Source organism: Microcoleus sp. Pol8_D6 (genome assembly GCF_036700965.1).
In the GTDB taxonomy this organism is placed as follows: Bacteria; Cyanobacteriota; Cyanobacteriia; order Cyanobacteriales; family Microcoleaceae; genus Microcoleus.
This window is the reverse complement of record NZ_JAUBPW010000056.1, coordinates 23,210-48,506: the sequence shown is the minus strand read 5'-3', so window position 1 is coordinate 48,506 and position 25,297 is coordinate 23,210. Positions and strand designations below refer to the sequence as shown.

Here is a 25,297-nt window from a genome sequence, read left to right as displayed (position 1 = left end):
CTAGGGAGTAGGGTTTCATTGTTCTCTTTCTTACCACCTCTAATATTGTACCTAATCGTTAAGCAAAGTGCTGTATTCAGCATTATAAACGTCAGAACTAATCACAACTGCTGGACTTTTTTTAGTGGTAGTTTGATCGGTAAAAGGAAACGGAACTAAAACCACATCACCAAAATTATAACTCGTCATACTCCGCGTCCTCTGGGTTATCCCAAATTTTAGCAAAAGCTGCTTCTGAGAGTTTAGTTGCAGTATAAACGAGCAGACGATCTTCACTTCGCGTTAAAAGGAAATCGATAAAATCTTCTAATACCGTAATTTTATCGGGCGGTAAACTACGGATTTTTTCCATCAGCTTTGTTTCCGGGTTTTGGGCGACACTCATGTTATCTCTCACTTGTTAATTTTAACTTAGCCTACATTTTATACTCTCTCAATTTAATCTAATTTATTCCCTCAGCCATTCTTCTAAACCTAATTCCCCGAATTCCTGTAACTCTGTCTCTTCTGCATAGACTTCCGCATAGAGCATCGCCGATTCTTTCAACTGCTCGGTTTCTAACGCTAATTCCAACCGTTGAATCGCTATCCTAACCAATTCACTAGGATCTTTAAATCCATAGTTTTGACAGAGTTCTAAAAATTTTATCTGAGATTCATCTAGTTTAAATGTTTGCTATTTCATAGTAAAAATACTAGGAAAATTCAGGAAGTTAATTGTGTCAAAAGCTGTTTTGATAAGCCACTATTTATATGATAAAATACATTCGTAGATAGTGCCAAAAACTCGCAAGTATTAATAACACCATATTTACCCCAAAACTATGAAAAAAATCATCATTGGCATCATGGGCGCCGGCGAAAGTGCCACATCAACCGACTTAGAAAACGCCTATCAACTCGGACAACTCATCGCCGAAGCAGGATGGATATTGCTAACTGGTGGCAGAAATGTCGGCGTCATGGATGCCGCCAACAAAGGAGCAAAATCAGCTAACGGTTTAACAGTCGGCATCCTTCCGGGAAATGACACTCGCGGCATTTTTGAAGCTGTAGATATTGCCATTGTCACCGATATGGGAAACGCCAGAAATAACATTAACGTTCTTTCTTCAGATGTAATAATTGCCTGCGGTATGGGGACGGGCACAGCTTCGGAAATTGCCCTCGCACTCAAAGCTAACAAACAAGTTATATTGTTAAATCACAGCCGTGAAAGTCAACTTTTTTTTCAAGGTTTAGCACAATTTAACATCTTTGTGGTAAACAATGCTGTAGAGGCTATGAATCAAGTTCGCGAAATCCTAGCAAATTCAAGATGAAATCCAAGATGAGAGTAAGCAAGTTTAATTTTTGTGCGATCGGCATTTTCCTGACTTTGGGGATTTTCGTCACTACCAAAGCAGACGGAAGAATTGCACAGTTCAGTTTCAGCAACAAACCCACTCAAAAATTAGCACAAACCCTCCCTCCTCCTCCCCCTTTTGCACGGCCTGTTACCGAACAAGAAGCGCCACCTATTCGCAGTGAATCCGTGCCGGATCAAATAGCTTTAGCAACCCATTTGCAGACAATCAAAGCTAGAATGTACGGTGCTTACTGGTGTCCTCACTGTCACACGCAACAAGAACTTTTCGGCAAAGAAGCATTTACCGCAATTACTTACATTGAGTGCGATCCCAGAGGCAAAGATGCTCAACCGGATTTGTGCAAAGCTGCCAATATTAAAGCTTATCCCACTTGGGAAATTCGGGGAAAATATTACACGGGCAGGCAATCTTTGGAAAAACTGGCTATTTTATCCGGTTATAAAGGCAGTAGCAATTTTATGCCACCAGTTCCCTCTCCTTAACAATATCTAAATTAGTTCGCACTCGCACTCGCCCACTAAGAAACCGGGTTTTTGAACCCAGATTAACGGTTTTCAGCAATTATTTTGGTTAAAAACCCGGTTTCTCGCCACCCTGCGTCCAGGACTATAAATGTAAAGTGCTGATGGCGCACCTAAAATTATGATTTTTATGAACCCAACTTCTGAATAATATGAATTGACATGACAGTGAGCTGGTTATTTAATTGTAATTAGGCGGACAGATATATGTCATTTTCAGACTAGCAGTTATTCAGGAGACTGAAGCAATGCAGTTACAATTTAGCAACAAACAAATCATCTGGAGCAGTTGGCTGTGCTTTGCGGCAATTGCATTTCCCCTAACGAGCCAAGCTATAACAGTACAAGAAGTACCGAATCCCCGTCAACTCAATAATACTTGGGTAACGGACAAGGCAAACATTCTCAGCGACAGCACCGAAACTCAACTAAATCAAATGATTTCGGATTTAGATGCGAAAAATGGTTCAGAAATCGCTGTTGTGACAGTGCCTGATACTAAACCATCTGCGACACCAAAAGCATTTGCTACTGAATTATTTAACTTTTGGGGTATTGGCAAAAAAGGTAAAAATAACGGAGTTTTATTGTTGATTTCGTCTGGTGAACGCCGCGTTCAAATTGAAACAGGTTCTGGCATTCAAAGCATTTTACCCGATGCACAGGTAGTGGGAATTATTAAAAACGAAATTACGCCCAGATTTAAACAGCAGGACTTTGATGGGGGCACGTTAGCCGGGACAAAGGAGTTAGTAAATGTTTTACAAACTCCGATGGTAAATGCTCAATCTCAAACCACGCTGCCTTTTGCTCCAATCGTACCATCTCAAGGGGTGAAACCGTCACCAATACCTAGTCAATCGCCAGTTATTAGCAATAGTACATCCACAGGTGAAGATTCATCGAATTTAATCTATGGCTTACTAGGGTTGTTATTCATAGCATTCATAGCATTTATACCTTGTTTCATTATCTTCAGGATATTTCGCAGCTTATTTTCTCGGATATCTCGTTACCGCCACCGCCGTTATCCGCGCAATTACAGCAGTAACAATCGCAATTACGGCAGTCACACTCCCAATTACAGCAGTAACAATCACAATTACAGCAGTCACAGTCCCAATTACAGCAGTCACAGCATTGATGACAGTAGCACTAGGGACTACAGCAGTAACAGTAGTAGCGATGATTGCGGTGGCTACTACAGCACTAATAGCAGCGACTACAGTATTAGCAACAGCGACTGCGGGGGTAGCTTTGGCGGTGGCAATTCCAGCGGTGGCGGTGCGGGTGCTGACTACAGCAGCAGCAGTAGCAGTAGCGACTACAGCAGCAGTAGCAGTAGCGACTACAGCAGTAGCAGCAGTAGCGACTACAGCAGTAGCAGTAGCGACTCTAGTAGTGGGGGTGGCGGTGGGGATTGGTAATTCGGGAAGGGAGGCAGAAACCGACTTTTTTTAACAAGAATTAGTCTCCCTCTGCGGGGACTAAATTTTGTATAGTTGCGGCTTCAACCGGCGAATAATCGAGGGGTAGCTAACTAAAATACTCTTCAACAATTTTCAAAATCCGCGAAGCCGCCAAACCGTCACCAAAGGGATTAATTGCCATTGCCATTGCGTTGTAAGCTTCGGAATTGCTGAGCAATTCTGCTGCTGCTGTGAAAATTATATCAGAATTAGTGCCAACCAGTTTAGCAGTACCTGCAGAAATTGCTTCTGGTCTTTCTGTGGTTTCTCGTAATACTAAAACTGGCTTGCCCAAACTAGGTGCTTCCTCTTGCAATCCACCGGAATCCGTGAGAATTAAATGACATCTCTGAATCGCTCCTACTAATTCTGCGTAATCTAAAGGTTCAGTTAAAAAGACTCTTGGATGGTCGCCCAAAAGAGCTTGCAAAGGTTCTCTAACAGTTGGATTTCGGTGTAGAGGTAAGAGCAAGGCTGTATCGGGAAAATTATCTAAAATTTGGCGAAATGCGTGAGCAATTCCTGCTAAAGGTTCTCCCCAATTTTCGCGGCGGTGAACTGTTGCTAAGATAGTGCGATATTTGCTCCAATCTAAGTTAGGAATGTTGCATTCTGGTTCGCGTTTGGCGACAGAAAGCAAAGCATCGATTACTGTGTTGCCTGTACGGTGAATTTCTCCCAAAACGCCCGATCGCCCTAAATTCTCTTGGGCCAGCTCTGTCGGGGCAAAATGCAGCCTTGTGAGCTGAGATATCAACCGTCGGTTAGCCTCTTCAGGGTAAGGATTGAACACGTCGTCTGTCCGCAATCCGGCTTCTACGTGACCTACGGGTATTTTTTGGTAAAATGCAGCCAAAGTAGCGGCAAATGCTGTCGTTGTATCGCCCTGAACTAAGACGATGTGGGGCTGCAATTCTTTAAACAAGGCTTCCAAACCCTGCAAACTCCGGGATGTAATATCTGTCAAGGTTTGCTGGTGCTGCATAATTGCTAAATCCCGATCGGCTTTTAGATCGAACATTCGCATTACTTGTTCGACCATTTCTCGGTGCTGACCGGTTAAAATTACTTGGGTGTCAAAGGTTGGAGAACTTTTGAACAGTTGAATGACTGGGGCTAGTTTAATCGCTTCCGGGCGAGTTCCTAAGACGATGCAAACGCGGTGTGTGGCTTCGGGCATGGTAAAATTGGGTAGTTGAGATTTGTGAGGGTTTTAAAGGCTCAATATTTTATAGCAGGTTTGAATCGTTGGTTAATAAGATTTATTTTTTTAAGAACCGCACAGGGCGCAGAGGGCGCAGAGGAGGGAGAAAAGATAGAGAGGAAGGGGTTTATTGAGGATGTTATATAGTTTTATCTCGCACTGTTGGTACATTTTTATTGTTTAATTGTCATGCCTTATCGCTACATTCTATTTTATAAACCCTACGATGTTTTAACTCAATTCACTGACAACTCCAGCGAAACTAAACGCAGCACTCTCAAAGACTATATTCCTATTCCTAACATTTATACAGTAGGAAGGCTCGATCGCGATAGTGAAGGTTTGTTGCTGCTAACCGATGATGGACAAATGCAGCACCGCCTCAGTGACCCGAAATTCGCTCATCCCCGCACTTACTGGGTGCAAGTGGAACGAATTCCCGATGCAAGTGCGATCTCCGCTTTGCAGACAGGTGTCACAATTCAAGATTATCGGACTCGATCGGCAAAAGTGCAATTATTGTTAGAAGAACCACCTTTGCCGCCCCGCGAACCGCCGATTAGATTTCGTAAAAACGTGCCGACAGCTTGGCTGGAAATGACTCTCACAGAGGGGCGCAACCGCCAAGTCCGCCGGATGACCGCAGCAGTAGGGTTTCCGACGCTGCGGCTGGTCAGATGCGCGATCGGGCATTTGCGTCTCGAAGGCCTCAAACCCGGTGAATGGCGCGAACTAACTCAAGCTGATTTTAGATTTTAGATTTTAGATTTTAGATTTTGGATTGGAGAATTACAGTCAACAGTCAACAGTCAACTACTTTCGAGGCGGCAAAATAAAACTCTCATTTCCATCCTTATCTTTTTGCACCTGAGCTCCCAACTTGACAAGAGCTTGTTTCGCCCTTTGACGCACCACCTTATCAGTTGTTTGAGCATAAACCGTGCTCCAAGCAGTAAACCGCACCGGCACGCTATCGGGATCTCGGCGTAAATACTCAGCAGTTGCTCGAAATATCGGCGCCAATTTCGGCCCTTCCGGGCTTCCTTCCACCCAATCAGCGGCCATTTCGTGGGAGCGAATTGAGTCGGGAATATCCCCCAACAGCAGCAACTCATCAAGACCTTTAGTTCGCCACACTATCCATGATTGGGAATGAAGTTGCGGCGAAACGGCAAGGGCCCTAGTACCACGCTCTATAAAGTTAACAGCGGTTTCAGGCTTTCCCTGATAAAAAGAAATAGCTGTGGAAAGAAACAGGTAGATGTCAGCCCACCGCGGGTCGCGCTGCGTAACTATGTCAAAATAATCTTGGCTCAGATTGTAGCCCGTTACATCTCGCGCTTCATCGTCGCCAAAATACTGCAAAAATTTGAGAAATGTCCAATCTGCAATTAAATTATCAAACCCAAAACTAGGGACTGTTTTGAGCATTTTTAGCCGCAGGGCTTCTTGCTGCGCTTCTTGCTGTGCGGCTTGCTTGAAACTGGCAGCAGACATTGCAGACAGCGGCTTTTGCCCCTGAATGCCAACTAGGGACATTCCGCCCAACTCCCGGCTAGACTGCATGGCGACGACCCCCGCCAGCGCTGCTAGACCGATAGCTCCATTAACGAGCAGGCTCAACCACTTACGCGAAAATTGTTCGATTTTAGCTTCCACGGCACTTTATAAATCCAAGTTTTAAATTAAGTTTATTGAAAGAGAGTAATAATTGGTTGGCGATCGACAATAAATCTCGTTAAACTGTCCAAAGGGATGGTGGAGCCTCCACACAATAGTTTAAGTAGTAGTGTGAGATTTTTTAGCAATATAAAATCTCAAATCAAAAATCTAAAATCGAATTGAGCCAAATTCAATGAATCAAGCCCGCAGACGCTTTTCTAAATTACAGGCAGCCCTGTTCAGTGGGGCGATGGCAACAACCGCTTCGATATCTTTACTCGTTCCCGGCCTGAGTCAATCAGTCCGCGCCGAGCTTCAAGATAGCCCCAAAGCTGTCTTAGACGAAGCTTGGCAAATTGTAAACCGAGACTATGTTGATGGCAGCTTTAACAAGACTGACTGGCAAGTGACCCGCCAAGAACTGCTGAGCAAAAATTATACCTCTCGCGAAGCTGCCTACACCGCCCTCCGCAAAGCTCTAGAGAAATTAAACGACCCCTACACGCGCTTCATGGACCCGAAGCAGTACGAAGCGCTGACGAATCAAACCTCTGGGGAACTGACAGGGGTGGGGATGAGGCTGGAAGAAAACGAGAAAACCAAAGCGATTACCGTAGTCGAGCCGATGGAAAATTCCCCGGCCCTGAAGGCAGGGATTCAAGCGGGCGATACGATTCTGGTGATTGACGGCAAAACTACCAAAGGCATGACTGTCTCGGATGCGGCTCAGATAATTCGGGGCGAGGAAGGCACGAAAGTAACGCTGCGGATTGCTCGTGAGGGCAAAAGCGAGTTTGATATCACTCTGACTAGGGCGAGAATTGAGGTAGCAGCGGTTCGCTACAGCCTCAAGAATGAAGGCGGTAAGAATGTCGGTTACATCCGTTTGCAAGAGTTTAGCTCCCACGCGGGCGAACAAATGGAGGCGGCGATTAAAAAGCTCTCGGCTCAGAAAGCTGACGCTTTTGTTTTGGATTTGCGGGGGAATCCCGGCGGGTTGCTGCGAGTAAGCATTGATATCGCTCGGATGTGGATGGATACAGGGGCGATCGTCCGCACAGTCGATCGCGCGGGCGATTCTCAGGAAATGAAGGCAAATCGCACTGCGCTCACTGACAAGCCTTTGGTGGTGCTCGTGGACGACAACTCGGCTAGCGCCAGCGAGATTTTGGCTGGTGCTCTGAAGGATAACAAGCGCGCAACTGTGATGGGCGGCCAAACTTTTGGCAAAGCTTTGGTGCAGTCGGTGCATTCTTTGGCTGACGGTTCGGGATTGGCGGTGACGATCGCTCACTACTATACTCCCAACGGTACGGATATCAGCCACAAGGGGGTTACTCCTGATGTTAAGGTGGAAATCACCGACGAACAAAAGCTGAAATTAGCTAACAAACCGATGTTGGTTGCGACTAAGGATGATCCTTGCTACGCGCAGGCGATCGCACTTTTGAAAACTACCGCTTCCTCGGCGCGTCCCGTTGCTGCTAATGAGGTTGTTGTTCCTAAGAAGTAGTTGAAACCGTCATTAGCAATTAGCTTTAAGGTAAAACCCGCGCCGGCGGGTTTTGTTTTTGTAATTTTATTTAGCCTCAGATTGCTAGAAAATGGTTTGTAATAACAGCCAACTATTTAATCCTACTATAATACTAGCCACTAACCAAGCTAAGGCTTTCAGCCAAAATGGATTCACAAACTCTCCCATTAAGCGCTGGTTTGAGGTAAACATTACCAAGGGAATTACTGCAAAGGGTAATTGCAAACTGAGAATCACTTGACTGAAAACCAGCAAATTAGTTGTACTGCCTTCACCGAACAGGATAATTGAAATTAAAGCTGGCACAATGGCCACCAGTCGAGTCAGCAAGCGCCGCAACCAAGGTCGCAGTCTAAAATTTAGAAACCCTTCCATCACAATTTGTCCTGCTAGAGTTGCAGTCAAGGTTGAATTCTGGCCCGAAGCCAATAAAGCAAAGGCAAAAATTGCACTAGCAGAACCCACACCCAGCACTGGAGAAAGCAGTTTGTAAGCATCTTGAATTTCTGCTACTTCTTGATAGCCGGAAAAATGAAAGCTGGCAGCAGACAAAATCAGAATAGCTGAATTAATAAACAAAGCTATTGAGAGCGCTACGGTAGAATCAATTGTGCCAAATTTAATTGCTTCCCATTTTTTATCAGCAGTTTCTTCCCAAGAGCGAGTTTGCACGATCGATGAATGCAGGTAGAGATTGTGCGGCATCACAGTTGCTCCCAAAATACCAACCGCAATATAAAGCATTGCCTGATTTTGCAAAATCTCTAGGCTGGGAACATAACCGATTAAAACTCCTCCAGCATTTGGTTTGGCAAAAATTATTTCTGCGATAAAGCAACCGCCAATAATTGCAATAATTGTAATCACTAAAGCTTCGATATAACGAAAGCCTTTTCCTTGTATAAATAACACCATTATCACATCTAGTGCAGTGATGCACACGCCCCAAACTAAGGGTATGCCAAATAGCAATTGCAGTCCGATCGCACTGCCAACAAGTTCAGCTAAATCGCAAGCAGAAATAGCAATTTCACAAAGTATCCACAGCAAAAAACTGACTTGCGGACTGAAGTAATCTCGACAAGCTTGTGCCAAATCTCGTCCCGTTGCCACTCCCAAACGCACGCAGAGTGATTGCAGCAAAATTGCCATCAAATTAGATAGCAAAATCACACTTAATAGCGCATAGCCAAACTTTGCTCCCCCCGCTAAGTCAGTCGCCCAGTTTCCGGGGTCCATGTAACCCACTGAAACCAAATATCCAGGCCCTGCGTAGGCCAGCATTGTACGCCAGAAACCTTTGCTGTTGGGAACGGGGATGCTGCGGTGGACTTCAGGAAGGCTGGGGCTATTTTCCGAGTCAGTCATTGGTTTTACCGTTCAATCTTTTTCATATTATTTTCATAATCTCACAAATTCCGCTAAATTTGATCGGTTCTATGGGTAAAATTCCGGCGGAATCAGCGTATATATTAAATAAATTGTGTATATTTTTGAGGTTGAAGCGAGGTACGCGCGATCGACTAAGATTAGGTCGATCGGCAAAAATCACTCTTGTCTACGAATACTCTATTTCAAAACTCTAGTCGCATTAAAAATAGCCGCTAAAGCCACCCCAACATCGGCAAAAACTGCTTCCCACATTGTCGCTAAACCAAAAGCACCCAAACCAATAAATATCGCTTTGACTGACAGGGCAAAAATGATATTTTGCCAGACAATATTGTGAGTTTTTCGGGCAATCTTAATGGCTTCAGCCACCTTAGACGGTGCATCTGCCATAATCACAACATCGGCAGTTTCGATCGCCACATCGGAGCCCAAACCCCCCATCGCTATGCCCACATCAGCTCTAGCAAGCACGGGTGCATCATTAATTCCGTCCCCGACAAAGACAATTTTATCGCCTTTTTTAGATTGACCGATCAGTTTTTCGATCGCCTCGACTTTTCCTTCGGGTAATAACTCGGCTAAATAGGAATCTAAACCGAGCTTTTTCGCAACACTATCGGCTACAGCTTGATTATCTCCTGTGAGCATCACGATTCGCTCAACACCCAGTTTCTTGAGGTCGCGAATAGCCTGTACTGCGTCTTCCTTCAACTCGTCAGCAATCAAAATATACCCAGCATAGCGGTTGTCTACCGCTAAATGCACGATCGTACCTTCAGCATTGCAGACATCGTGAAGAATGTTTTCTCGGTGCAGCAAACGGTCATTTCCCGCCAGCACAATTTGATTATTTAATTTTGCTCGGATGCCATGTCCCGCTATTTCTTCGTAATCTTTAACATCCGATGAATCTATCTTTCCGCCGTAAGCTTCCATAATAGATTTCGCGACTGGGTGATTTGATTGAGATTCTACTTTAGCCGCTATTGTCATTAACTCTGTTTGGGCAAAACCATTTATAGGCACAATTTGTGCTACTTTAAAAACTCCTTTTGTCAAAGTTCCTGTTTTGTCCAAAACAACTGTCTTGACTGCTGTCAGGGTATCTAAAAAAGTCGAGCCTTTAACCAAAATACCGCCCTTGGCTGCACCGCCAATTCCTCCAAAGTATCCCAGAGGAATGCTAATCACCAATCCGCAAGGGCAGGAAATAACTAACAAGACTAGCGCGCGGTAAACCCATAAAAATCTGTCTGCATTAGTTGCTGCTGAAATGAACAAAGGCGGAATTAAAGCCACTGCTAGCGATGCAAATACTACAAACGGCGTGTAGTAACTGGCAAATTTGGTGATAAATTTCTCTGTTTCAGCTTTTTTGCTTCTGGCATTTTCTACTAATTCCAGAATTCGGGAGATTGAAGATTCGCCGAATAGTTTGGTAACTTTGACGGTGAGAACTCCTGTCTGGTTAATTGTTCCTGCTAAAACTGTTTCTCCAACTTTCACGGTTCGAGGTACTGATTCTCCAGTGAGTGCAGATGTGTCAATCTGAGAGTTGCCGTCGATAATTTCACCGTCTAAGGGAATTTTTTCTCCCGGTTTGACAAGGATGATATCACCGACGGCTACGGTTTCTGGCGAAACTTTTTTGATGTCGCCATTTGCTTTGAGGTTGGCGCTGTCTGGGCGAATTTCTAAAAGCGATCGGATCGATTGACGCGATCGCCCTATCGCAAATTCTTGAAAAAGTTCTCCGATTTTGAAAAACAACATCACCCCGACTGCTTCCGGGAGTTTGTGAATAGCGACAGCGCCGAGTGTTGCTATAGTCATTAAGAAATTTTCATCAAAAAATCGCCCTCGCAAAATATTGCGACCCGCATTGGTTAAAACGTTCCATCCGCTTAAAAGATAGGCTGGGATGAAAACCAGATATTCACCTATAGAATAGGGGGTGTTGTGGAGTTTTTCTTCAAAAATTAAACCGCCGACAAATAGTACAACAACCAATATCACAGGAATCAATTCTTGCTTGAGGTTAAAATCTCCGTTCCCGTGGTCGTGGTCGTGGTCGTGGTCGTGGTCGTGGCTGTGGTCGGTGTGGTTATGATTCTCATGGCTGCGATCGTGGTGGTTGTCGTGACTACAGCAGCCGGAATCGCTCGATTTGGCTTTTTGCATGGTTTTTCCTAGGTATATTATAACCAATGATAATATGAATAGATATTCATATTATAGATTCAAAAATAAAATCTAGTAGATTTTTAGTTAAAAATCTACTAGATTTTATAAAAATATTGTTAAGTTGGTAGGGAACGTTATGAGGGATTAAGAGTAATAACTATTCTCAGTTTCCGGTTGAGAGAGAGAATGATTATCCATAGTCGTTAGTCATTAACTAATTCAGCCGCCGGATAAATTCTAAAGGCAAACCATCAGTATCGGCAATAAAAGCTACTTCGTAAACATTTTGCCCGATCGCCTGTTGAGTCGGTTCTAACAGAACTTTCAAAGGTTGAAACTGATTGGGTTGCTCTTTAACTGCTTCCTCAAACCGTTCTTTCATAGAGTCCAACCAGCTAGGCAAGTCAGTTGTCGCCTCAGTTAAATCGAAAGATAAATGATAATATCCAACATAATGCTCGTCTCCGAAAGCATCCGGTGCGGGTTTTGGTTCCGGGATTTGAATCAGTTCGATGCGTCCGTTGAGACCTTCCATCCAACAGGCTAGAGTGTAACCAGTAGTAAAGCGATCGCTCACAGTAAATCCCAACTGTTCGTAAAAGGCGATCGCCCGGTGAATGTTAGCAGTGCGAATCGAGGCGTGGTGCATTCGATTTTAGATTTTATATTTGAGATTTTAGACTGGGAAGTAGGAATTGCGGTTTGAGATTTTATATTTGAGAGGGTAAACTCGGAAGTCGGAATTAAAAATGGTCGCATCTTTAACGCAAAAGCAATAGAGCCTTCTTCCCTCTTCCCTCTTCCTTCTTCCCTCTTCCTTCTTCCTTCTTCCTTCACTTATTCACTTATTCAAACAACCGAAAATACGGATATCTAATCGGAACTCCCGGCTCTTTTTCCAAATCAAAATTAATCACTTCCCAACAAGGGTCTTCTTGAGGATCGGGGCTAAAATCCACAGGCAAACCGTACAGTCTCGGCCGGGGCGATTCCGCTTGGCCGCGCCAAGGCGTACTGCGTTCCAAATAAGCGCTGATTAAGTCGCGATAGCGTTGAGCAACGATCACGCGAGTTGCTCGGTAGCCTTGAGTATAAAGTCGATCGAGCGCTTCGTGAATTTCAAACCGAATTCCGTCGGGGTGGGTGTGCTGGCGATACCATTCATTCTCCCAGCGGCGCCAGTGCCGCCCAGACTGAAGGTGAACCAGTTCCCCCGTTTTTGGATCTGCCTCAAATGCCCCGTGACGCGGACACAAATAGGTATCCGTTAGCGTTAGAGCCGGAATTGTTTGGCGACAGTGGGGACACTGAATTTCCGGGCCAAACATCGGGTATTGCAAGGCAACTTCAATCATTTATTTGCGTCCCAGCCTATTTTCTCTGCAAAAGTCCCAAATACTTTTATTATATCCCGTATCAACAACCAGCTAATCTGCTAGAAGTATAACGATCGACCAACTAATGAGCAATCTCAACGAATCTCAGTCTGCACTTCCTTCCTATTGGCCCCGGCCGGATCTGTCCCAAGCGGCTTTTGTCGCTGAAGGCGCTGTTGTGATCGGCAGGGTTGAGGTGGCTGCGGGCGCTAGTATCTGGTACGGGGCGGTGGTGCGGGCGGATGTAGAGCGAATTGCGATCGGCTCAAGTACCAATATCCAAGATGGAGCAATTCTGCACGGCGATCCGGGGAAACCGACGGTTTTGGAGGATTTCGTGACAGTGGGACACCGAGCCGTGATTCACTCAGCTTACATTGAACGGGGCTGCCTGATCGGGATTGGGGCGATCGTCCTCGATGGAGTCAGGGTAGGAACAGGCTCTATCGTCGGTGCAGGGGCGGTTGTCACCAAAGACGTTCCCCCTCACACGCTAGTTGCGGGAGTGCCTGCCAAACGCCTCCGGGATGTCTCTGAGGAAGAAGCAGCCGAGTTGGTGGAACACGCTAAGCGTTACGAAAAGTTGGCTTTGGTACACGCCGGAAAAGGTTCTGAGTTGGGATTTGGTGAGTTGATAGAATAAGATTTTCAGCAAAAAACTATTAGTTTCCAATGGCTTACACCGCGCAAAAAATCCTAACTTTTGAAACATTCCTCGATCGATATTGTGACAACTTCCGCTACGAGCTCGCTGACGGAGAATTAGTTGACATGGAACCAACAGGTCCGCACGAAACCGTCAGTGGTAAACTGGCAACTCAAATCGGCATCGCCATCGCAGCCGAAAAACTACTCTGGTTCATTCCCCGCACTTGTTTGATCCGTCCATTTTCCGATGCAGCTACTGCCCGCCGTCCTGATATTGTCGTATTAGATGAAACTGCTATTGTCAGCGAACCTCTGTGGGAAAGAGAACCTGTGATTACGCTGGGGCGATCTGTTAAATTGGTGGTAGAAGTAGTCAGCACTAATTGGGAAACAGATTACGCCCGAAAAGTTGAAGAATATGCTCTTTTAGGAATTCCAGAATATTGGATAGTGGATTATCGCGGATTGGGAGGCGTGGCTTTTATCGGTAAACCAAAACAACCTACTATCACCGTTTGCCAACTCATTGACCAAGATTACATCCAGCAACAATTTCGCCTCGGTCAACCGATTATTTCTCCTCTGTTAAAAAGCTTGCAACTTCGCCTGGATGATATTCTGCCCCGTTAGACGATCGCCCAAGCGATTTTAGATTTTAGATTTTAGATTGGAGAATTGATGAAGGCTAGGAACCTAAAACCAATTGCTTTAGACCAACAATCAACGGTCAACAATCTTCGGAAAATTCGGGATTTGTTCGATCGATAAAAGTTTAAAATTAAATAAAAAAATTGTCAAGTCTCGATCGAGCGCTAAGATTAATCACATGAATAACGATCGCACATCAACTCCAAACATCCCCCCACAGGCCTGGAAACGTCCCATCGGCCTCGGTTGGGAGAATCCCTATACAGTCCGCTACGCAAGCAATCTCGACGACGGACCCTGGCACGGAATGCCTCTGGGCGGGTTCGGTGCAGGCTGCATCGGGCGATCGCCCCGTGGCGACTTCAACCTCTGGCACATTGACGGCGGCGAACACATTTTTCGCAGTTTGCCCGCTTGTCAGTTCAGCGTTTTTGAAGAAACTCAAGGCAATAAACAAGCTTTCGCACTGTCCACTGAACCGCCTACTGATGGCAGTTTATCTAGTTGGAAATGGTATCCATCGGAAGGAAGAAGGAAGAAGGAAGAAGGAAGTTCGGCAGCGGATTTTGTAACGGATGTAACGGATAGAATACACCAGGATGAAGGGAGAGGGGTAAAGTCTAATTCTGGCACTTATCATGCTTTGTATCCGCGCAGTTGGTATGTTTACGAAAATGTATTTGAGGCTCAATTAAGCTGCGAGCAATTTTCGCCAATTTTGCCGAAAAATTATCAGGAAAGCAGTTACCCAGTTGCCATGTTTGAATGGGTGGCGCACAATCCTACAGATGCGCCGATTACTCTCAGCATCATGCTGACTTGGGAGAATATTGTCGGTTGGTTTACTAATGCCAACAAGTCGCCGAAAGTGATGGTTCGAGATGATGGTAGTCCATTTTATGACTATCAACCCCGGTGGGGAGAAAGTGCCGGCAATTTGAATTTGTTGGTGGAAGATTTTCACCGCATCGGTTGCGTGATGACGCGGTTGACTGCTGAGGACGAACCGCAAGAGGGGGATGGACAATGGGCGATCGCAACTATTACTAATCCGGCGGTAGAAGTATTCTATCAAACTCGCTGGAACCCGGCGGGGAACGGTGATGATATTTGGCGCAACTTTTCTGCTGAAGGTTTCTTGTTGGATGATAAAGACGAGACAGCCGCAGCCGCAGGAGAACAGTTGGCTTGTGCGATCGCAGTTCGCTTTACTCTTCGACCGGGAAAAACTCGCAAAATTCCCTTTATTATAGCTTGGGATTTGCCCGTTACTGAGTTTGCATCGGGAGTTTGGTACTACCGTCGCTATACGGATTTCTTCGGCCGCAACGGCAAAAATGCTTGGCCGATTATTCGTACTGCAATGAAGCATTCGGATACTTGGCGCGAAAATATTGAAGCTTGGCAAAAACCCATTTTAGAACGGAAAGATTTGTCAGATAGTTTTAAAATGGCGCTGTTTAACGAGTTATACGCCCTGACAGACGGCGGTACTCTTTGGAGTGCGGCTGACGAACGCGATCCCAAGGGCCAATTTGCGGTTTTGGAGTGCATTGATTACCGCTGGTACGAAAGTTTGGACGTGCGGCTTTACGGTTCTTTTGCTTTGTTGATGCTGTGGCCGGATTTGGAAAAGTCGGTGGTTTTAGCGTTTGCTAGGGCAATTTCTGCGGGAGATGATACGCCGAGAATTATTGGCTGGAATCAAGCTTCGGCTATTAGAAAAGCTGTCGGTGCGACGCCCCACGATTTGGGTGCTCCTAATGAACATCCTTGGGAGAAAACGAATTATACTAGCTATCAAGATTGCAATTTGTGGAAGGATTTGCCTTGCGATTTTGTGTTGCAGGTTTATCGTGACTTTTTGTTGACTGGTGGCACAGATTGTGACTTTTTGCAAGAGTGTTGGCCGGCAATTGTTGAGGCTTTGGCTTATCTGAAAACTTTTGATGAGGATGGGGACGGAATTCCTGAGAATTCTGGAGCACCGGATCAGACGTTTGATGATTGGCAAATGCGAGGAATCAGTGCGTATTGCGGGGGTTTGTGGTTGGCGGCACTGGAGGCTGCGATCGCGATCGGCGAAATCTTGGAAGATGCAGCACCGGAGATAATTCCTAACCCTCAAGCAAAGATTGCATTATATCACAGTTGGCTGTTACAAGCAAGACCGAGCTATCAAGAAAAACTGTGGAACGGTCAATATTACCGTTTGGACAGCGAGAGTAATTCCGAAGTGGTGATGGCTGACCAACTGTGCGGTCAATTTTACGCGAAACTGTTAGGATTGCCGGATATTGTGCCACCGGAATGTGCAGCTAGTGCTTTAGAAACTGTGTACGATTCTTGCTTTTTGAAGTTCAACGATGGCGAGTTCGGTGCGGCCAATGGGGTGATGCTGAATGGTTCGCCGGAAAATCCGAATGCAACTCATCCTTTGGAAGTTTGGACGGGGATTAATTTTGGGTTGGCGGCTTTTTTGGTACAGATGGGGATGGAGGAGAAAGCATTTAAATTGACGGATGCGGTGGTGAAGCAGATTTATGAAAATGGGTTGCAGTTTCGGACGCCGGAAGCGATTACGGCGGGGGGAACTTTTCGGGCTAGTCACTATTTGCGGGCAATGGCTATTTGGGCAATTTACGGGGTGTTGACCAATTTTAAAGAGGGAATTGGTATATTAGCTGGTGAATCCGACTAAAATTCAAGCCTTAAAGTCGCTTTTTAGCAAGGAAAACGGTTAATTCAACTATCAATAAAATTGACTGTAAAAACTTTTTCCCTTCGAGGAAAACATTAATTTTTCATGCTCAAACTTCAGCTTGGCTAAAATTTGAGCATGAAAAAGCCCGGAGATGGGAGGGTATCGAACTCGGCTATAAATGAGAGAGAAAAAGGGTCTGAGGCAATTGTTGAGACCAATGCAGTCCGCACCTTAGTTGTATATAATTTGGAGCGATCGCCAATTTCAAGATAAAATAGAAAAATGTCAAATCCTTTGCTTTCCCTCAACTACGAACCCGCCCTCGAATCCCTCGGTGGCGACTATTTTGATGAAGTCCCTGCAGCCGATTTTCCGCAGCATATTCTCCGCTTCCGCAATGACCAATTATTGCCAACATTGGGTTTAGATCCAGCGCAAGTAACCGACCAACATTTCATCGAAGCGTTCGGCAAATTTCACTGCGTCCGTCCCTTTCTCGCACTCCGCTATCACGGCTATCAATTCAACGCATATAACCCCAATTTAGGTGACGGTAGAGGCTTCTTATACGGCCAAGTTCGCGGCACTGACGGCAGACTTTACGACTTCGGCACTAAAGGTTCTGGCCGCACTCCGTACTCGCGGGGCGGTGACGGTAGACTTACTCTCAAAGGGGGAATTCGCGAAGTTTTAGCGGCCGAAGCTTTACACCGATTGGGAGTGCGGACATCTCGCTGTTTTAGTTTAGTTGAAACTGGAGATGCTTTGTGGCGGGGCGACGAACCATCTCCGACGCGATCGTCCGTAATGGTGCGTTTCAGTCATTCTCACATTCGGTTTGGAACTTTTGAAAGGTTGCACTATATCCGCCGCCCGGATTTAACTAAAAAACTTTTAGATTTTGTTATTGAATATTACTATCCAGAACTGCATTTAGAAGCAAGCAAGGCTGGTTTTTCGGCCCCGGAAAAGTATGCGCTATTTTATGCAGATTTAGTCCAGCGAGTCGCTGAATTAGTCGCTCAGTGGATGGCAGCAGGATTTTGCCACGCCGTGCTAAATACTGATAATATGTCGATTACGGGAGAAAGTTTCGATTACGGGCCTTTCGCTTTTATTCCAACTTACAAGCCGCAATTTACAGCAGCTTATTTTGACTATTCGGGTCTTTATTGTTACGGCAATCAACCGTTGATTTGTAGGGACAATTTAGAGAAACTCCAGGAACCGCTAGCAGCGGCAATTCCTCAAGCTGATATGGATGCGGGTTTGGCAAAGTTTGGCGATTATTATAATGCAGCTTATCGGCGGTTGATGCTCAATAGATTGGGATTTGAGGATTTGCCAGAAGCTGATGGAGATGAGTTGTTGAAGGTGACAATTAAAATGCTGGCGGAGTCTCAAGTTGAGTATCACGATTTCTTTTTTGAATTGCGAAGACAGTTCGATCGCACTTGGCGAGATGATGCTAGTCTAATTTTTGCTGAGGCGGAACCGGCGGACTTGATAGCACCTTGGCGACAGTTTTATTATCACGTTTTGCAAAGTTTGTCTACGGATGATATGGATCAAATGGCGGACAGGTTGCGGAAGCACAATCCCGAACAATCGCTCTTGAGACCGACAATTGAGGCTGTTTGGGAGCCCATTGCTATTGAGGATAATTGGGAACCGTTTTATGAGTTGGTGAAGAGACTTCAAAACTCTTAAAGGGAATTGGGCAGGGGGCATTGTTGACTGTTAACTGTTAACTGTTGACTAACAACTAACAACTAACAACTGACTACTTGAGCTTTTCAATCTCAAATTGTGTATCTTTGTAACCCCCAGTAAGTCCTTGATCGAGAAACATTTTGCCGGCTTTGTCTAAATCGCTAATTGCTCCTGCTTTGTCTCCCAAGGAGCGGCGAACCATGCCTCTACCGTAGTAAGCAGCAGCATAATTCGGACTGATCCGAATAGCTTGCACGTAATCTGCGATCGCACTATTGTAATTCTTTAACTCGTGATAAATCTTAGCCCGATTGGCGTAAGCTTCCGCATTGTTGGGATTGAAGCCGATTGCTGCTGTAAAATCTGCGATCGCCCCCTGGGCGTCACCCCCGGCACTGCGAGCTAAACCACGATTGTTAAAAGCATTAAAATCATTCGGATTTACTGTTAGCGCTTGAGTGCAATCGGCAATTGCTTTCGGATAATCCTTCAAATTTAAATAAGCAATGCAGCGATTGTTGTAAGGAACCCCATCCTCCTCACTCAGCGAAATTGCCTGAGTGCAATCGTCAATTGCCGCTTGATGTGCTCCCAAATTCAACTGCGTGCTGCAACGATTAGCGTAAGCATCTTCACTCTTGGGATCGATCGCAATTACCTGAGAATAATCCGCCAAAGCTCCCTGATAATCTCCTAGGTGAAAGCGAGCTCTCCCGCGACTGTAAAAAGCATCAACATTCTTAGGATCAAGTTTAATTGCCTCAGTATAATCTCCAATTCCCCCCTGCAAATCGCCACTCCCAGCACGAGCCAACCCCCGCGAATGATAAGCTTTAACAAGGTTCGGCTGCAGCCGAATTACTCCGGTAAAATCCTGAATAGCGGCCTTGTAATCTTGCAGTTCTAAATAAGCAACTCCTCTTTCGTAATATGTATCAACATCGTTTGGCTGGAGATTCAAAGCTTGAGTGTAATCCTCAATCGCTCCCCGTGTATCGTTAAAATCGTGACGGGCTAGGCCGCGGTTAAAATAAGCCTGAACATATTTAGGATTGAGAGCGATCGCCTGAGAATAATCCGCAATTGCTTCTTGATACTTTTTTAAATCATAATTAGCATTACCGCGCTGGTAAAAACTCTCAGCATTTTTAGGATTCAATTGAATTGACTTATTAAAAGCCTGCAAAGCTGCATCCGCATCTTGATTGCGAGACTTTTCCACTCCCTGTTCGTAATATTCCTTAGCTTTAATCGGATTCGGCCGGCTCCAATAACTAAACAGAAATATCAGAACTATCGCTGCCCCGACGCCCGCCAAAATCAGCAACCAAAATCGACTTCCCAAACGTGAATAAAAACTATCAGAAGACACTAAGCTGGGAGCAATACTTTTCTTGTTAGCCGTATTCACAGGCTCTTGGCGGTGTCTCAACTTGCTGAGAGCTACCAAAACTTCCTCCGCAGATTGATAGCGCTTGGCAAATTGGTGACAGACCATTTTGTCAATTATATTGGCTAATCCCACAGAACATTGAGATCGGTTTCGCCAAACAATTTCCCCCGTATGAGAAGGACTCGGATCTTGCAATTTGGGCAAATCCGTACCGGGTAAACCAGTGATAGCTTGGACTGCCATCATCCCGACTGCATAGAGGTCGCTGCTAAATTGCGGGTTGCCTTGAAATTGTTCGATCGGCATATAAGCCGGAGTTCCAGTAGCAATGGTTCGCGGAAACTCTGTATCGTGATCGCTGACGTGACTCGCAACTTCTTTAACCGAACCAAAGTCAATTAAAACTAATTTGCCGTCGGGTTTGCGGCGGATTAAGTTGGAGGGATTAACATCGCGGTGAATCACTCCTTGAGAGTGTACGAAGGCGAGAACTTGTAACACTTCTTGCAACAGATCCAGCACTCGTTCTTCTCGCCAAGGTTGACCGGCCACAATTTCCCTATTTAGGGCGTGTCCGGGCACAAACTCTTCGACGAGGTAGAATTGATTTGCTTCTTCAAAATAAGCTAGTAAAAATGGAATTTGATCGTGTTTTCCCAGCTTTTCTAATATTTCTGCTTCTTGTTTAAATAAGCGATAAGCTGTTTTGAGAACTGTGGAAGTGTTGCTGGGAGGGCGCAGTTGTTTGACTACACATTGAGGATGGCCCGGCCGGCGAGTATCGACAGCTAAATAAGTTTGTCCAAAAGCTCCTGAACTGAGGATTTGCACTACGCGATAACGCCTGTCTAAAAGTTGACCAACCATGTTCATATCTATAATTGAGAATTGGTAACGGGGAGTTGGTAATTGGGAATTTGTAAGGGGGAGTTGGTAAGGGGAAGTTGGTAAGGGGAAGTTGGTAATTTGAGCTTCTTCCTTTTTCCTTCTTCCTTCTTCCTTCTTCCTTTTTTCTGGTTTTTTTAACATCTGAATGGAAACTAAGAGTTTATTTAGGGTCGTTGATTTGTGATTGTGCGTTTTGGAAACCATCGGCTCTTCCTTGTTCTAGAAACAAGGTTGCAGCTTTCTGAAAATCTTCGATCGCCCCAGCACGGTCTTTGAGTTGGCGGCGGACGAGGCCTCGGCTGTAAAAAGCGCTAGCATTGTTGGGGTTGAGCCGTAGCGAGTGAGCGAAATCCTCAACCGCTAAAGGGTAATTTTTTAGTTCTGAGTAAATAGTACCGCGATTGCTGTAAGCTACTGCATCGCTGGGATTGAGTCGAATTGCTTGAGTAAAATCTTCTAAAGCTCCCTGCTTGTCTCCCGAAGCCGATCGAGCTAATCCTCGATTGCTGTATGCTTTGGGATTGTTGCCGTTGAGTCCGATCGTCAAACTGCAATCTTCGCTGGCCTTTTGAAATTGTTTTAAATTCAGATAAGCAATGCAGCGGTTGTTGTAAGCTGCTTCATCTTTTGGATCGAGGCGAATTCCTTCGGTGCAATCTGCAATCGCTTTGTCGTAGGTGGCCAAATTCAAGTAAGCGCTGCACCGATTGGTATAAGCATCAGCGAGATCTGGTTGCAATTCGATCGCCTTAGTATAATCTTCCATCGCTCCTTGATAATCTGCCAGATTAAACCGCGATCGACCACGACTGTAGTATACGCCAGCTTGTTTGGGGCTAATTTGAAGCGCTTGAGTAAAATCTGCCATTGCTCCTGTTTTGTCGCCTGCAGCCGATCGAGCTAAACCGCGATTGCTGTAAGCTGTAGCATCGTTGGGACTGAGCCGAATTGCTTGAGTGTAGTCTTCAATTGCTGTGCGGTAGTCGCCCAAATCGTAGTAGGCTAAACCCCGCTGAGAGTATGCCTCACCGTCGCTGGGATGTAGTCGCACTACTTGGGTGAAATCTTCCACGGCCCCTCGCTTGTCCCCGATTTCGAGGCGGGCCATACCTCGATTGTAGAGAGCTTTGGTGTGGCGAGGATTGACTTTAATTGCTTGCGTGTAATCCTGTATTGCTTGCTCGGTTGCGCCCATGTCGTAGCGAGCGTTTGCCCGCTTGTAGTAAGTTTCTGCATCGCTGGCATTCAGGGCAATCGCTTGAGTATAATCGGCGATCGCGCCTGTTGTGTCACCTTGCTGCGCCTTGTTAACACCGCGGGCTAACAATTCTTTTGACCTCGCCGGACTGTGACTCTGCCAAAAGTAAATTATCAGTGCCGTCAGAATTAAAGCTGCCGCTGTTGCAGCCAACAGCAGCAGTTTGGTTTGGCTTTGTCTTCGCGGTTGACTCATAGCGTGCGTGATGATTGTGGCTGGCGGCGGCTCAACCTCCAATTTTACGGCGATTTGTTTGAGGTCTGCTAAAACTTCGGCGGCCTCCTGATAACGTTCCTCGCAGTCGGGGCGCACCATTTGATCGATAATATCTGCTAGGGCCGATGAACAAGTTGCCCGGTTTCGCCAGGGAATTTCGTTTTTGTTGTTTTTTAAGGCACTCAGTTCGTTGGGTGAGAGTCCCGTCACCGCAAGCTGGGCGATCGTACCTAGAGCGTAAATGTCGCTATTGTACCGGGGGTTGCCGTTCAATTGCTCGATCGGCACGTATAACTCCTGGGCCGCCAAATCTTGTTTTTTTGCCTCATGCCGTTTAACAGAGTTCGGGGAAGTTTGCGACAACAAATGACAGTTAGCAAGTTCCGGGTTAATTTCTTTGTCTAAGCTAAAGTCTACCAATACAAATTTACCGTCTGACTCGCGCCGGATTGCTCTGTCTGGTTGAATTCTGCGGTGAATGAAACCTTTGTCGTGTATGAACACCAAAATTTCTAATATTTCTGATAGCAGACCAATTACTTCGTCTTCCTCCCAAGGTTGACCGGGTATTAGTTCTTGACTTAAAGGTGAACCGGCAATAAATTCTTCAATTAAGTATAAACTTTGATTTTCCTCAAAATACGCCAATAATTCCGGGATTTTGTCGTGTTTTCCCAACTTTTCAATTATTTCGGCGTTTCGTTGAAATATAACTTTGACTAATTCTGGAGTTTGTGAACTTGTGCCGGGGAGTCGCATTTCTCTAACCGTGCATTGCGGATACCCGGGACGGTGAGTATCTGCTGCTAGATAAGTTTTTCCCACGTCACTTGAGTCTGTGACTTTAATGATGCGGTAACGTCTGTCTAGAAGTTGACCAATCATGCTTTGCCCTCTACCCTGTCTATCGATTTTAGATTTTAGATTTTAGATTAAAGAATTGAAGCATTGACCCCACAGATAAATTCGGGGGGCAAGTTTCATCGGATACAGGTTTTTTATTTCTCCACGGATGAATCCGGGGGCTTGTATCCTGGATGCTTTCGGTCAATTTTCCATTATCGCATGAAATCAGAATAGCCAAAATATGTGGCTGAGTAATTTAAGTTCGATCGAGCCGTGACTCCTACCCAAAAACGGATAGTTGCTTTCCCACAGGAGTCGTTAGCATCCCAAAATTTTAGACCCTAGTTAAAGCTCCCCGATTCATCTGTGGAGTTAATCTAAAATCTAAAATCTAAAATCTAAAATCTAAAATCGACTGACTGGACAAACGGGCGATCGGATTGGCTCGCTAAGTCCCTCCCTGTTGTCACGCTCTTCTAATATTTTAGAAAAAAAATGCTGAAATTGTTTATCCTGTCAATGAGATATGTATAATTTAACAACCAAGCCGGAGGTCAGTCACATGAACGTACAACTGGTTGAATCCCTAATTCAAGTTATCTGGTCTCTCGCAGCCGACGAGCAATTAGCGATTCTAGGGAAAATATTACCAAATATCTCCTACGCTTCGACCCGGAAACTGGTGCATTTTGCCCTAAAGGGCGGCTATTTTAATTTTTTGAATGACGAACGAGAGATTTATACTCTCAAATACCGACCAGCAATTGCCTGATACTCAAAAACAGGAGATTGAGAGAACTTTTGAATGTGTGAATAATAAATATGTCTGAATCACTAACAAAAGGAGGAACGATCGCAGCGATCGCCACCGCCATAGTTCCCCAACAAGGCAGCGTCGGCATTGTGCGTGTTTCCGGTTCCGCAGCCTTAAAAATTGCCGAAACTCTGTTTTGCGCCCCAGGACGGCAAATTTGGGAGTCTCATCGCATTCTTTACGGTCACATCCGCCGCCCCAAAACTCAAGAATTAGTCGATGAAGCTTTGCTGCTAATCATGAAAGCACCGCGTTCTTTTACTCGCGAAGATGTGGTGGAATTTCACTGTCACGGCGGTATTATGGCCGTGCAGCAAGTCTTGCAGTTGTGTTTGGAAAATGGGGCGAGATTGGCGCAGCCGGGAGAGTTTTCGCTGCGGGCTTTTTTGAACGGGAGGCTCGATTTAACTCAAGCTGAAAGTATTGCAGATTTGGTGGGAGCAAAATCGCCTGCTGCTGCACAAAGTGCTTTGGCTGGTTTGCAAGGAAAATTAGCGCAGCCAATTCGCAAATTGAGAACAACTTGTTTGGACGTGCTGGCAGAAATTGAGGCAAGAATTGATTTTGAGGAAGATTTGCCGCCTTTAGATGAAGCTAAAACTTCTTGGGAAATAAATCATGTTTTGGAGGAATTGTCAACAATTTTGGCAACCGCAGATCGCGGAGAATTGTTGAGAACTGGTTTGAAAGTAGCGATTGTTGGGCGGCCGAATGTGGGAAAATCGAGTTTGTTGAATGCGTGGAGTAAGAGCGATCGCGCGATCGTCACGGATTTGCCCGGTACGACGCGGGATGTGGTAGAATCGCAGCTAGTTGTGGGCGGAATTCCGGTGCAGGTGCTCGATACTGCGGGAATTCGAGAAACCGAAGACAAGGTAGAAAAAATTGGCGTTGAGCGATCGCGCGCAGCAGCAAAACAAGCCGATTTAGTGTTGTTGACAATTGACGCGGAATCTGGCTGGACAGAGGAAGATTGGGAAATTTACGCACAAGTAAAGCACCGCCAGCTAATTATAATTATCAACAAAATCGACTTAGTAAAAACAATTCCAGAACTACCTTTTTCCTCGGAAATTCACCCAATAGTTACCACAGTCGCTGCCCTGGAGCGAGGCATAGAAGACTTAGAAACAGCAATTTTAGATGCCGTCAGCGGGGGAAATTTGCAAGCAGCAAACTCAGATTTAGCAATCAACCAGCGGCAAGCAGCAGCGTTAACCAAAGCTAAAATGTCTCTGGAACAATGCACGGATACTATTAGCAACAAATTGCCTTTAGATTTCTGGACAATAGATTTGCGCGGCGCAATTCAAGCATTGGGGGAAGTTACGGGCGAAGAAGTGACAGAATCAGTGCTCGACAGAATATTTAGCAGGTTTTGTATTGGCAAATAGTCATAGGAAAAGAGTAAATTAAATAGGTAAGCTGTCTCGCATTTAAGTTGTATTTTTAGGGCG

The 25,297-nt window shown here is 45.4% G+C and carries 22 protein-coding genes; 11 read left to right on the top strand and 11 right to left on the bottom strand.

Annotated features, from left to right (window positions below; all coding sequences use genetic code 11):
- Nucleotides 1-51: 51 nt before the first annotated feature.
- The 3 genes from QUA10_RS20830 to QUA10_RS20820 all read right to left on the bottom strand — a co-directional run bounded on the left by QUA10_RS20830 (nt 52) and on the right by QUA10_RS20820 (nt 574).
- Entirely contained in the window at nt 52-189 is a 138-nt protein-coding gene (locus QUA10_RS20830) for a type II toxin-antitoxin system PemK/MazF family toxin (RefSeq protein ID WP_333084341.1), read from the bottom strand.
- Complete coding sequence (locus QUA10_RS20825; RefSeq protein ID WP_333041441.1) at nt 176-385, bottom strand: toxin-antitoxin system, antitoxin component, Xre family protein; 210 nt, start codon at nt 383-385, stop codon at nt 176-178. Before QUA10_RS20825 ends, QUA10_RS20830 begins: the two co-directional genes overlap by 14 nt.
- A gap of 63 nt (nt 386-448) precedes the next feature.
- Nucleotides 449-574 carry a hypothetical protein gene (locus tag QUA10_RS20820; protein ID WP_333084342.1) on the bottom strand — a complete coding sequence of 42 codons (126 nt, stop codon included), beginning with the start codon at nt 572-574 and terminating at the stop codon, nt 449-451.
- Nucleotides 575-824: 250 nt separating this feature from the next.
- Here QUA10_RS20820 and QUA10_RS20815 point away from each other — a divergent pair, with 250 nt between their 5' ends.
- From QUA10_RS20815 to QUA10_RS20805, 3 genes are all read left to right on the top strand, one after another.
- Nucleotides 825-1,322: a TIGR00725 family protein gene (locus tag QUA10_RS20815; protein WP_333084343.1), complete on the top strand. Its 498-nt coding sequence runs from the start codon at nt 825-827 to the stop codon at nt 1,320-1,322.
- 8 nt (nt 1,323-1,330) lie between these two features.
- Nucleotides 1,331-1,852 (top strand): hypothetical protein, encoded by a 522-nt coding sequence (locus QUA10_RS20810; protein ID WP_333084345.1) that lies wholly within the window; start codon nt 1,331-1,333, stop codon nt 1,850-1,852.
- A gap of 287 nt (nt 1,853-2,139) precedes the next feature.
- Complete coding sequence (locus tag QUA10_RS20805; protein ID WP_333084347.1) at nt 2,140-3,318, top strand: TPM domain-containing protein; 1,179 nt, start codon at nt 2,140-2,142, stop codon at nt 3,316-3,318.
- A gap of 109 nt (nt 3,319-3,427) precedes the next feature.
- Here the strand turns inward: QUA10_RS20805 and wecB are convergent, their stop codons facing one another.
- Complete coding sequence (wecB, locus tag QUA10_RS20800) at nt 3,428-4,540, bottom strand: non-hydrolyzing UDP-N-acetylglucosamine 2-epimerase (RefSeq protein ID WP_333084349.1); 1,113 nt, start codon at nt 4,538-4,540, stop codon at nt 3,428-3,430.
- A 213-nt stretch (nt 4,541-4,753) separates the two neighbouring features.
- Between wecB and QUA10_RS20795 the strand changes: the two genes are divergently transcribed.
- Nucleotides 4,754-5,323 carry a pseudouridine synthase gene (locus QUA10_RS20795; RefSeq protein WP_333084350.1) on the top strand — a complete coding sequence of 190 codons (570 nt, stop codon included), beginning with the start codon at nt 4,754-4,756 and terminating at the stop codon, nt 5,321-5,323.
- 54 nt (nt 5,324-5,377) lie between these two features.
- On the opposite strand, the gene QUA10_RS20790 is transcribed toward QUA10_RS20795, so the two are convergent.
- The gene (locus QUA10_RS20790) at nt 5,378-6,223 is read right to left on the bottom strand and encodes a hypothetical protein (RefSeq protein WP_333084352.1); all 846 of its coding nucleotides are present in this window, start codon (nt 6,221-6,223) and stop codon (nt 5,378-5,380) included.
- 196 nt (nt 6,224-6,419) lie between these two features.
- On the opposite strand from QUA10_RS20790, the gene ctpB reads away from it, so the two are divergent.
- Nucleotides 6,420-7,739, top strand: a complete 1,320-nt coding sequence (ctpB, locus tag QUA10_RS20785) for a carboxyl-terminal processing protease CtpB (protein WP_333084353.1) — start codon at nt 6,420-6,422, stop codon at nt 7,737-7,739.
- 84 nt (nt 7,740-7,823) lie between these two features.
- Here ctpB and QUA10_RS20780 read toward each other — a convergent pair whose 3' ends face one another.
- The 4 genes from QUA10_RS20780 to QUA10_RS20765 all read right to left on the bottom strand — a co-directional run bounded on the left by QUA10_RS20780 (nt 7,824) and on the right by QUA10_RS20765 (nt 12,691).
- On the bottom strand, nt 7,824-9,128 hold the full coding sequence (locus QUA10_RS20780) for an Nramp family divalent metal transporter (protein ID WP_333084354.1): 1,305 nt from the start codon (nt 9,126-9,128) through the stop codon (nt 7,824-7,826).
- Between the two features lie 201 nt (nt 9,129-9,329).
- The gene (locus QUA10_RS20775) at nt 9,330-11,333 is read right to left on the bottom strand and encodes a heavy metal translocating P-type ATPase (RefSeq protein WP_333084356.1); all 2,004 of its coding nucleotides are present in this window, start codon (nt 11,331-11,333) and stop codon (nt 9,330-9,332) included.
- A 217-nt stretch (nt 11,334-11,550) separates the two neighbouring features.
- Entirely contained in the window at nt 11,551-11,985 is a 435-nt protein-coding gene (locus tag QUA10_RS20770; protein ID WP_333084357.1) for a VOC family protein, read from the bottom strand.
- A 196-nt stretch (nt 11,986-12,181) separates the two neighbouring features.
- The gene (locus tag QUA10_RS20765) at nt 12,182-12,691 is read right to left on the bottom strand and encodes a TIGR02652 family protein (RefSeq protein WP_333058340.1); all 510 of its coding nucleotides are present in this window, start codon (nt 12,689-12,691) and stop codon (nt 12,182-12,184) included.
- Between the two features lie 106 nt (nt 12,692-12,797).
- Between QUA10_RS20765 and QUA10_RS20760 the strand changes: the two genes are divergently transcribed.
- From QUA10_RS20760 to QUA10_RS20745, 4 genes are all read left to right on the top strand, one after another.
- Nucleotides 12,798-13,355, top strand: coding sequence for a gamma carbonic anhydrase family protein (locus QUA10_RS20760; RefSeq protein WP_333084359.1), 558 nt, complete (start codon nt 12,798-12,800; stop codon nt 13,353-13,355).
- A 29-nt stretch (nt 13,356-13,384) separates the two neighbouring features.
- Nucleotides 13,385-13,990 carry a Uma2 family endonuclease gene (locus tag QUA10_RS20755; protein ID WP_333084360.1) on the top strand — a complete coding sequence of 202 codons (606 nt, stop codon included), beginning with the start codon at nt 13,385-13,387 and terminating at the stop codon, nt 13,988-13,990.
- A gap of 196 nt (nt 13,991-14,186) precedes the next feature.
- The gene (locus QUA10_RS20750) at nt 14,187-16,709 is read left to right on the top strand and encodes a GH116 family glycosyl hydrolase (RefSeq protein WP_333084361.1); all 2,523 of its coding nucleotides are present in this window, start codon (nt 14,187-14,189) and stop codon (nt 16,707-16,709) included.
- A 285-nt stretch (nt 16,710-16,994) separates the two neighbouring features.
- The gene (locus QUA10_RS20745) at nt 16,995-18,422 is read left to right on the top strand and encodes a protein adenylyltransferase SelO family protein (RefSeq protein WP_333084362.1); all 1,428 of its coding nucleotides are present in this window, start codon (nt 16,995-16,997) and stop codon (nt 18,420-18,422) included.
- A 73-nt stretch (nt 18,423-18,495) separates the two neighbouring features.
- On the opposite strand, the gene QUA10_RS20740 is transcribed toward QUA10_RS20745, so the two are convergent.
- Nucleotides 18,496-20,910, bottom strand: coding sequence for a tetratricopeptide repeat protein (locus QUA10_RS20740; RefSeq protein WP_333084364.1), 2,415 nt, complete (start codon nt 20,908-20,910; stop codon nt 18,496-18,498).
- Nucleotides 20,867-23,065 (bottom strand): tetratricopeptide repeat protein, encoded by a 2,199-nt coding sequence (locus QUA10_RS20735; RefSeq protein WP_333084365.1) that lies wholly within the window; start codon nt 23,063-23,065, stop codon nt 20,867-20,869. Before QUA10_RS20735 ends, QUA10_RS20740 begins: the two co-directional genes overlap by 44 nt.
- Before the next feature lie 523 nt (nt 23,066-23,588).
- Between QUA10_RS20735 and QUA10_RS20730 the strand changes: the two genes are divergently transcribed.
- The gene (locus QUA10_RS20730) at nt 23,589-23,798 is read left to right on the top strand and encodes a hypothetical protein (RefSeq protein ID WP_333084366.1); all 210 of its coding nucleotides are present in this window, start codon (nt 23,589-23,591) and stop codon (nt 23,796-23,798) included.
- A gap of 50 nt (nt 23,799-23,848) precedes the next feature.
- Nucleotides 23,849-25,234, top strand: a complete 1,386-nt coding sequence (gene mnmE / locus QUA10_RS20725; protein ID WP_333084367.1) for a tRNA uridine-5-carboxymethylaminomethyl(34) synthesis GTPase MnmE — start codon at nt 23,849-23,851, stop codon at nt 25,232-25,234.
- The last annotated feature ends 63 nt before the right edge of the window (nt 25,235-25,297 follow it).

Bases quoted from the DNA above. Each gene is read 5' to 3' on its own strand.
- QUA10_RS20830 (WP_333084341.1), bottom strand. From the start codon at position 189: ATGACGAGTTATAATTTTGGTGATGTGGTTTTAGTTCCGTTTCCTTTT.
- QUA10_RS20825 (WP_333041441.1), bottom strand. From the start codon at position 385: ATGAGTGTCGCCCAAAACCCGGAAACAAAGCTGATGGAAAAAATCCGT.
- QUA10_RS20815 (WP_333084343.1), top strand. From the start codon at position 825: ATGAAAAAAATCATCATTGGCATCATGGGCGCCGGCGAAAGTGCCACA.
- QUA10_RS20810 (WP_333084345.1), top strand. From the start codon at position 1,331: ATGAGAGTAAGCAAGTTTAATTTTTGTGCGATCGGCATTTTCCTGACT.
- QUA10_RS20805 (WP_333084347.1), top strand. From the start codon at position 2,140: ATGCAGTTACAATTTAGCAACAAACAAATCATCTGGAGCAGTTGGCTG.
- wecB (WP_333084349.1), bottom strand. From the start codon at position 4,540: ATGCCCGAAGCCACACACCGCGTTTGCATCGTCTTAGGAACTCGCCCG.
- QUA10_RS20795 (WP_333084350.1), top strand. From the start codon at position 4,754: ATGCCTTATCGCTACATTCTATTTTATAAACCCTACGATGTTTTAACT.
- ctpB (WP_333084353.1), top strand. From the start codon at position 6,420: ATGAATCAAGCCCGCAGACGCTTTTCTAAATTACAGGCAGCCCTGTTC.
- QUA10_RS20780 (WP_333084354.1), bottom strand. From the start codon at position 9,128: ATGACTGACTCGGAAAATAGCCCCAGCCTTCCTGAAGTCCACCGCAGC.
- QUA10_RS20775 (WP_333084356.1), bottom strand. From the start codon at position 11,333: ATGCAAAAAGCCAAATCGAGCGATTCCGGCTGCTGTAGTCACGACAAC.
- QUA10_RS20770 (WP_333084357.1), bottom strand. From the start codon at position 11,985: ATGCACCACGCCTCGATTCGCACTGCTAACATTCACCGGGCGATCGCC.
- QUA10_RS20765 (WP_333058340.1), bottom strand. From the start codon at position 12,691: ATGATTGAAGTTGCCTTGCAATACCCGATGTTTGGCCCGGAAATTCAG.
- QUA10_RS20760 (WP_333084359.1), top strand. From the start codon at position 12,798: ATGAGCAATCTCAACGAATCTCAGTCTGCACTTCCTTCCTATTGGCCC.
- QUA10_RS20755 (WP_333084360.1), top strand. From the start codon at position 13,385: ATGGCTTACACCGCGCAAAAAATCCTAACTTTTGAAACATTCCTCGAT.
- QUA10_RS20750 (WP_333084361.1), top strand. From the start codon at position 14,187: ATGAATAACGATCGCACATCAACTCCAAACATCCCCCCACAGGCCTGG.
- QUA10_RS20745 (WP_333084362.1), top strand. From the start codon at position 16,995: ATGTCAAATCCTTTGCTTTCCCTCAACTACGAACCCGCCCTCGAATCC.
- QUA10_RS20740 (WP_333084364.1), bottom strand. From the start codon at position 20,910: ATGGTTTCCAAAACGCACAATCACAAATCAACGACCCTAAATAAACTC.
- QUA10_RS20735 (WP_333084365.1), bottom strand. From the start codon at position 23,065: ATGATTGGTCAACTTCTAGACAGACGTTACCGCATCATTAAAGTCACA.
- QUA10_RS20730 (WP_333084366.1), top strand. From the start codon at position 23,589: ATGAACGTACAACTGGTTGAATCCCTAATTCAAGTTATCTGGTCTCTC.
- mnmE (WP_333084367.1), top strand. From the start codon at position 23,849: ATGTCTGAATCACTAACAAAAGGAGGAACGATCGCAGCGATCGCCACC.